The organism is Christiangramia lutea, assembly GCF_022489035.1.
In the GTDB taxonomy this organism is placed as follows: domain Bacteria; phylum Bacteroidota; class Bacteroidia; order Flavobacteriales; family Flavobacteriaceae; genus Christiangramia; species Christiangramia lutea.
The window spans coordinates 1-6,661 of the sequence record NZ_JAKVTV010000010.1; the positions used below are offsets into that span (position 1 = coordinate 1).

Sequence of the window (6,661 nt, forward strand, 5' to 3'; positions counted from 1 at the left end):
TTCTTCGTTAGCCGCAAGCAAACTCGCTAAGATAGCGGTTCCACGATTTTTTATTCCTTAGCTTCTTCCTGTTTGCTTGATGCTGAGAGCTCGCCCAGGGCTGGCGAATGGCATGTAACGGTCTCGGCTATCGCCAGTTGCGGGAGTTGGGACGCGGAGTTGTCGGCTTATTTGTTTTATTTCCTGGTTTCTAAAATTACAATTTTTCGATGATACCCGTTATTGGCGATGAGCCGTTGTTGTGCCAAGTTAATTTACGCTTACGGGCAATGTGAATCCGCCACCAAATAATTCTACTTTTTGATCGTGATAAATGGCGGGATAATATTCTGTTTTAGTTTGTAATATTTCAAGAATTTTTTGCTTGTTCCCATCTTTTATATCTCCGACAATTTCTGCTAAAAGTTCACCTTCTTTTGTGACACTTTTCAATTTGATATAGAATTTCTTTTTAAGCTTTTTTAAATCTTTAGATTTCTTGAATTCTGTTTTTAAGAAGTCTACGAAAACTGGATTAATCTCTTTTTGATATTCTTTCTTTCTAATTATTAATTCTAGAAATTCTCCGTTGTATTTAAATTTTGGTAAATCATCGACGTGATCTTGAAAAACCTTATCTGTATATTTCAATTCTCCACAATATTGATTTATAACATCATAAGCTCCAATAGCTCCCAATGAATAAACTCTCTGAAATTGTTCGCAAGCTTTATCATTTTGGTTAAGATTTAAATAGGTCGCTCCTAAATTGAAAATTGCATCTTTATTGGTGGAATCCTTTTTAATTATTGAGAGATAATTTTCTTTAGCTATTTCAAAATTTGAATTATTAAATGCTTCATTTGCTTTAAGCATTAAATTGTCAATTTCATCTGTTTGCGAAAAAGTTATCTGAGTAATCGTCAGAATTATGATTAGGAGGATTTTTTTCATATTAATTTGGCACAACGGTTACGGTTATCGCAAGTTGCGGGAGTAAGGACGCGGACTTGTCGGCTTAGTTTTTTCCATAATTGGTCTCTAAAATTACACATTTTCTACAATACCCGTTATTTGCGATGAACCGATGTTGGGCAAAGTTTAATTATCGATTTTCCTTTTCTGTAACCTTATTATATTCTTTTAGTGAACCTTTAATCCATGTAACAGTAGAAATAGTTCTTCCAGGTCCAGTCCATCTTATTCCCCAATGCGGTTTGCTGAAAAACTTAGTTCCGGGTTCAGTTTGATATTCTTGATTCCATGCTTTTGTAACTAAAATAAGTTTTTGATCAGTTTTATTTATAACCTTCCCTTGTTTTCTTGTTCCAGTTTTTTCATTTGGTTTTACATATTTTATTTCAGTTGGTAAGAAGTCTAAATAAATCAGACACCTTAAAAACTTTTTCCAAACCTCCGTTTCAATATTGGTGGCAACTATCTTCTTGTTTTCATTCAAGTCAAATGTAAACATCAGAAAATCTGAGTAATCATCTTTAAGTGAAACTATAAAATTCATGACTTTGAGTTTCCCTTCAAATTCTTCAAAAATGTATAATTCTGATTGATCTAAAATTATTATTCCAGACTCCGATTTTCTATTTTTAAGGATATTACAGTCAAATTCATCTTTAATTTTAATCGTATCCAGTGTATCTATAACTGTTTGTGCGAATACATATTTATCTTTTTCAGAAATATCGAGAAATGAACTAATTTTTTCATTGTCAGATTCTTCCCATTCAGGTGAATTATCTTTTAACTCGTTTATAAATCTATCTTTATTATTAAAAAGAATCTGTAAACTAGAATCTTTATCAATCTTCATTTTTTTGAATTTTTTTTGTTTTAAATTTTGCCCAACGGTCTCGGTTATCGCCAGTTGGCGGAGTATGGACACGGATTTGTCGGCTTAGTATTGGTTTGTTGGTCAAGTTAATCGTTTTCTTACTAACGGTGCCGCTTATTGGCGATGAACCGTTGTTGTGTGCTGTGTTCTCACACTTAGATCATCATTTCATTTACTACAAAAATGAAGGTTATAATAAATAGAGTAACTAAAATCAGATTTCCTATAATTCCTAAAATTTGATTCTTATTCTTATATTTTCTCTCTACAATCCCAGCAAATAATCCTCCAACAGATAACCCGAATACAATCACAAGTATAAAACCTAATAAAACATTTTGTTTATCCGTCAATCCAAGATTAGTCCAGAAAGTTGACATTAAAAAAGTTAGAATTATTAAAAGTATGTTTAGCAGAAATATTCGGTTGGTAATTGTTTTAATCATCTTTTTAATTCAAAGTTTTTAATTGGTTAGTTCTAAAATAATCTGAATGCTAATAATCATTATTCCAAACCAAAATAGTTTTCCCAGTTTTTGAGTTTTCTTAGCTTGTTCAAGCTTTTTTTCAAAACCATATTTTTCAAATCTTTCAAGTTCAGATTGAGGAAAATTATCATTTCTCCAAATAGGTTTTGTAGTTAAGAAAGGTAAGAAGAAAAACGTAAGCCATTCTTTAGTATTTAGAGGCTTATCTTTTCTATTCATTTTATTAAAATCTTCTTTTTCCACTTATTTTCTTAGTTCGGATTTTTTTGAACATTGCACACAACGGTCTCGGTTATCGCCAGTTGGCGGAGTAAGGGACGCGGAGTTGTCGGCTTAGTATTGGTTCGTTGGTCAAGTTAATTATTTTCTTACTAACGCTGCCGCTTATTGGCGATGAACCGTTGTTGCCAACTGGCCTGGACGATTTTCAAAGTTTTAGTTTTTACATTTTATTCCTGCATTTTTTATCATTTTCATTAATTGATCTGTTTCATATAATGCGCCAAGGAAATAATTAAAATTATCTTCTTTCTTAGATTCAAAAAAACTTACAACCACTTCATTTTCCTGACTTCGAGCTATAAAAAGGAGAATATCATTTTCATTAGTTTTTATTTTTAGATCGCATATTCTTGTAGCTCCGTGTAATCTTTCTCCCGTTACTAAATCCTTATTTGTTAACTCTCGAAATGATTTTGAAAATTTATTTAGAATCAATGTATCTGAAAAATTTTTATTTGAACCTTCTAATTCGATTGATTTGATTTCTATATTTTCTAAAGGGTAGTTTAATTCAGATTTTTTTTCTTTGAAATTACAAGAGGTCAGAATTAGAATGATTATTAATAAAGTGTATTTCTTCATTTTTAGTTTTGTTCGGGTCAATTAAAATTTAAAATCAGACATTTTCTTCTTTCATGAATTTTTTTGGCTTGTTGGCAACGGTCTCGGTTATCGCCAGTTGGCGGAGTAGGAGACGCGAATTTGTCGGCTTAGTATTGGTTTGTTGGTCAAGTTAATTATTTTCTTTCTAAGGCTGCCGTCTATTGGCGATGAACCGTTGTTAGCCACAGTACCATTTTATATTATCTCTAAAATTCTCTCTTTCTCAGACCACTTGATTGGATCTCTGGTTACCTTTTCTTGAAGAAGATCCATCATACTACTTAATTTTTCTGGATGATATCCATCAGCCTTATCGTTAATAATAGAAACTTTCTCTCTGATGTAGTCCTTATACTTAGATCTTTCTGAAATCTCAAAATTTACAATTGTTTTTCTAAGATCATTTGTAAAATAGTAAGAGCTACTTCCTGTAACGTAAGATACTAGATAGATATCTGAACTTTTTGAAATTAAGGCGTTAAACCTGATATTTTGTAAATCATCTAATGCCTTTCGAAGCTTTACATTTTCATTATAATGGGCTTTCAAAAAGTTGTTAGCATCTTTTCTAAACGTTTCTCTTTCTTTTTCCTCCTTTTCATCTTTATATCTAATTCCTAAAGCATTAACAGCTCCTACAATAAAGTTTGCCAAATCATAGACATTACTAGGAATTTCTATTGGACTTGAACAAAATTTAAAATAATGGATTGTTCCGGCTTTATCTGTGGTTGTAGAAACGTCAAAACTTTTTTGATAGTAAGCGAAAACACGTTCTATAATATCATCGGAATCCTCACTGATATTTATATCATAGTAATTTAAATCTGTCCAGCCTGCATCCGAAATTACATATTTGTCCTTTATTTTTTTTACGAATACGGATACAAATTTGTTGTTTAGAGTTGTAAACGGTGTTATAATTTCTAAGCTTTCTCCTCTTACTTTGTAATTGGTTAGAGAACAAAAATCATTCTTGATATTTTGGAAAATGTCTAATAATTCATCCATCACGCTAATCTAAAAATTCAATTCCATTTAATGGATCGGTTTGTGTTTCTATTTTAAATAACTCTGGGTTCTTGGTAGTAAGTCCAGGAAATTCATCTTTTCCATTTAATTTAATATTGGTTTCTTGAAAAAAGTGACTTATTCCGAACTCAATATTTTCTGATATAGCTTTTGCTTCTTTTTCACTTTTTAATACTTCGCTTTTGTATGCAAACTCTTGTCCTTTTTCATCATAAGTGTTGAAATGAGGTGTCGTTATAGGTTGGTCTGAAAGCGAATTCTCTATTTTATTTCTGTGGGTTGGACCATCAGAATCAAATCGGAAAAAGGGTTTTTTAGTGAATTTTGGAGAATGAAGTTTGATTCCATACTTATACGGAAACAATTTTTTCTCAATGATTAGAGACATTTCTTCTTTAGCAGTGGAATGTTCAACTTTTACAGAATTTTTGAGCCAATCTTTTCTATTGTCTTTTTCCTTTAAAAAAATTGGATCCTCCTGAATATTTTTTTCGGAAAACGATAATTCTTCCAGATATTCATAATTCTGTTTTACATCTAAATTTATCTCACTCATTAGTTACATTTTGGTTGGTATTGTGGCTAACGGTCTCGGTTATCGCCAGTTGGCGGAGTAGGGGACGCGGATTTGTCGGCTTAGTATTTTGTTGTTGGTCAAGTTAATTATTTTCTGTCTAACGGTACCGGCTATTGGCGATTAACCGTTGTTGTGAGCTGTTTTGTTAACTACTAAAAACTATATACATACTAATTGAACAAAGAATTAGAATTATTATAAAAACTATAATTTCTTTTTTCTTTCTCCTTCTGCTATCTCGTCGAATTTTCTCCTTTACTTTTTCTAATTCTTCTTTAGAAAGTTTTGGAAAATTATATTCTACCTTCTCACCAGGATTTGAAGAATGATTTGCAGATCTATTTCCTTTCTTTTCAGCTTTTTCTTTTTTTCTCTGAAGAGTAGCTTTAAAATGTCCTAAACTTCCATCCATGATTAGATAATTATCAATTTAATCCTTTGTTTACTCTTATTTCAAGTTGGTTCAATTTTTTATCTATATTCGATGATCCATGATAACTATCCCATTCAGCTTCGAATTTGTCATAAAATTTACTGGATAATTTACCCATATCCTCAACTGAAAATTTCTTATTTATAGATTTTAGAGAGTCAAACTCTAAGACCATTTCTCTTCTATAAATTTCTAATAAACTCCACCTAAGTTGAGCAGCTCTTAATATTCTTTGATCTTTGGTATCAGAAACAAAAGAATCGTTTGGAATAAAAAGTGTCTTAGTTTTAATAGATAACGGATTTTCTAAATTGAATCGATTTGTAATTCCTACTCTAGCATAAAAAATATTTTTATAATCAGGATCGTAATTAAAGTCTTCCCAATTTAATTTCTTATTACTTTCCCATTCTATAATATTCCGAGTAATCCACCATTCTTCTATATCATAAATTTTATTCATTATCGCGTGATAATTATATAGGAAAATCGTTGTTACTAGTATAATTCCTAAGATTGTAATTAGAATAAATTTTTTACTCAAAATTTTCTTTATCAAAATTGCTCACAACGGTCTCGGTTATCGCCAGTTGGCGGAGTAGGGGACGCGGAGTTGTCGGCTTAGTATTGGTTTGTTGGTCAAGTTAATTATTTTCTTACTAACGGTGCCGCTTATTGGCGATGAACCGTTGTTACCTGCCGTAGCGAAGTATATTTATATTTTTTAAATTCAAATTTTCTAATTAATTAGAATTAGGAAGTAAAATTTAATTTTTTTAATTCTTTTTTTTAAAATAGTTGTGGATTAGCAAAACAAATCCAGGCATTAAAATATGTCCATAAGCAACTAAATATTAAACCTAAAATAATTAAAATTCGTCGGGTATTCTTTAAATCAAACTTTTCCTTTAGATAATACCAATTGAAAAGTTCGAGTAAAATTCCGGAACTATAAAAAATGTTTGCACCGATACCCCAAACTAGAATTCCAAAAATATCTCGATTGGTCCAATAAAATGTATCTAAGTGCGAAGCTTTGTAAATTGCTATTATTCCAGAAATACCTACTAGAATATTAAAAATCCATCTTTTGGATTCCCACCATTTTATACTTGATTTTAATTTTTCTGTAGTCAAATTGTCTTCTAATTTTCTTCTGAGCTATTGCAGGTAACGGTCTCGGTTATAGCCAGTTGGCGGAGTAGGGGACGCGGATTTGTCGGCTTAGTATTGGTTTGTTGGTCAAGTTAATTATTTTCTTACTAACGGTGCCGCTTATTGGCGATGAACTGTCTTAAGTTTAATTTCTCTAAATTTTGAATGTATAACCAGAAAGAACAAAAGAGAGGAATAAGGTTACATGAACCGTGGGAACTTGAGATTCCGTCAACAATGATAATCCCCTCTCTTTTCTACTT

General features: G+C 31.3%; 8 protein-coding genes. All 8 read right to left on the reverse strand.

Annotated elements, in window-relative coordinates; all coding sequences use genetic code 11:
* Window positions 1-249 precede the first annotated feature (249 nt).
* The 8 genes from ML462_RS15700 to ML462_RS15735 all read right to left on the reverse strand — a co-directional run bounded on the left by ML462_RS15700 (window position 250) and on the right by ML462_RS15735 (window position 5,706).
* The gene (locus ML462_RS15700; protein ID WP_240714785.1) at window positions 250-933 is read right to left on the reverse strand and encodes a tetratricopeptide repeat protein; all 684 of its coding nucleotides are present in this window, start codon (window positions 931-933) and stop codon (window positions 250-252) included.
* A gap of 151 nt (window positions 934-1,084) precedes the next feature.
* Window positions 1,085-1,807, reverse strand: coding sequence for a hypothetical protein (locus ML462_RS15705; protein WP_240714786.1), 723 nt, complete (start codon window positions 1,805-1,807; stop codon window positions 1,085-1,087).
* A gap of 485 nt (window positions 1,808-2,292) precedes the next feature.
* Window positions 2,293-2,559, reverse strand: a complete 267-nt coding sequence (locus ML462_RS15710) for a hypothetical protein (protein ID WP_240714787.1) — start codon at window positions 2,557-2,559, stop codon at window positions 2,293-2,295.
* 192 nt (window positions 2,560-2,751) lie between these two features.
* Window positions 2,752-3,180: a hypothetical protein gene (locus ML462_RS15715; RefSeq protein ID WP_240714788.1), complete on the reverse strand. Its 429-nt coding sequence runs from the start codon at window positions 3,178-3,180 to the stop codon at window positions 2,752-2,754.
* A gap of 216 nt (window positions 3,181-3,396) precedes the next feature.
* Window positions 3,397-4,212, reverse strand: a complete 816-nt coding sequence (locus ML462_RS15720) for a hypothetical protein (RefSeq protein ID WP_240714789.1) — start codon at window positions 4,210-4,212, stop codon at window positions 3,397-3,399.
* Window positions 4,213-4,216: 4 nt separating this feature from the next.
* The gene (locus tag ML462_RS15725; RefSeq protein WP_240714790.1) at window positions 4,217-4,789 is read right to left on the reverse strand and encodes a hypothetical protein; all 573 of its coding nucleotides are present in this window, start codon (window positions 4,787-4,789) and stop codon (window positions 4,217-4,219) included.
* Between the two features lie 166 nt (window positions 4,790-4,955).
* Window positions 4,956-5,222 carry a hypothetical protein gene (locus ML462_RS15730; protein WP_240714791.1) on the reverse strand — a complete coding sequence of 89 codons (267 nt, stop codon included), beginning with the start codon at window positions 5,220-5,222 and terminating at the stop codon, window positions 4,956-4,958.
* A 13-nt stretch (window positions 5,223-5,235) separates the two neighbouring features.
* Entirely contained in the window at window positions 5,236-5,706 is a 471-nt protein-coding gene (locus tag ML462_RS15735; RefSeq protein WP_240714792.1) for a hypothetical protein, read from the reverse strand.
* Window positions 5,707-6,661 lie beyond the last annotated feature (955 nt).

Bases quoted from the DNA above. Each gene is read 5' to 3' on its own strand.
- ML462_RS15700 (WP_240714785.1), bottom strand. From the start codon at position 933: ATGAAAAAAATCCTCCTAATCATAATTCTGACGATTACTCAGATAACT.
- ML462_RS15705 (WP_240714786.1), bottom strand. From the start codon at position 1,807: ATGAAGATTGATAAAGATTCTAGTTTACAGATTCTTTTTAATAATAAA.
- ML462_RS15715 (WP_240714788.1), bottom strand. From the start codon at position 3,180: ATGAAGAAATACACTTTATTAATAATCATTCTAATTCTGACCTCTTGT.
- ML462_RS15720 (WP_240714789.1), bottom strand. From the start codon at position 4,212: ATGGATGAATTATTAGACATTTTCCAAAATATCAAGAATGATTTTTGT.
- ML462_RS15725 (WP_240714790.1), bottom strand. From the start codon at position 4,789: ATGAGTGAGATAAATTTAGATGTAAAACAGAATTATGAATATCTGGAA.
- ML462_RS15730 (WP_240714791.1), bottom strand. From the start codon at position 5,222: ATGGATGGAAGTTTAGGACATTTTAAAGCTACTCTTCAGAGAAAAAAA.
- ML462_RS15735 (WP_240714792.1), bottom strand. From the start codon at position 5,706: ATGAATAAAATTTATGATATAGAAGAATGGTGGATTACTCGGAATATT.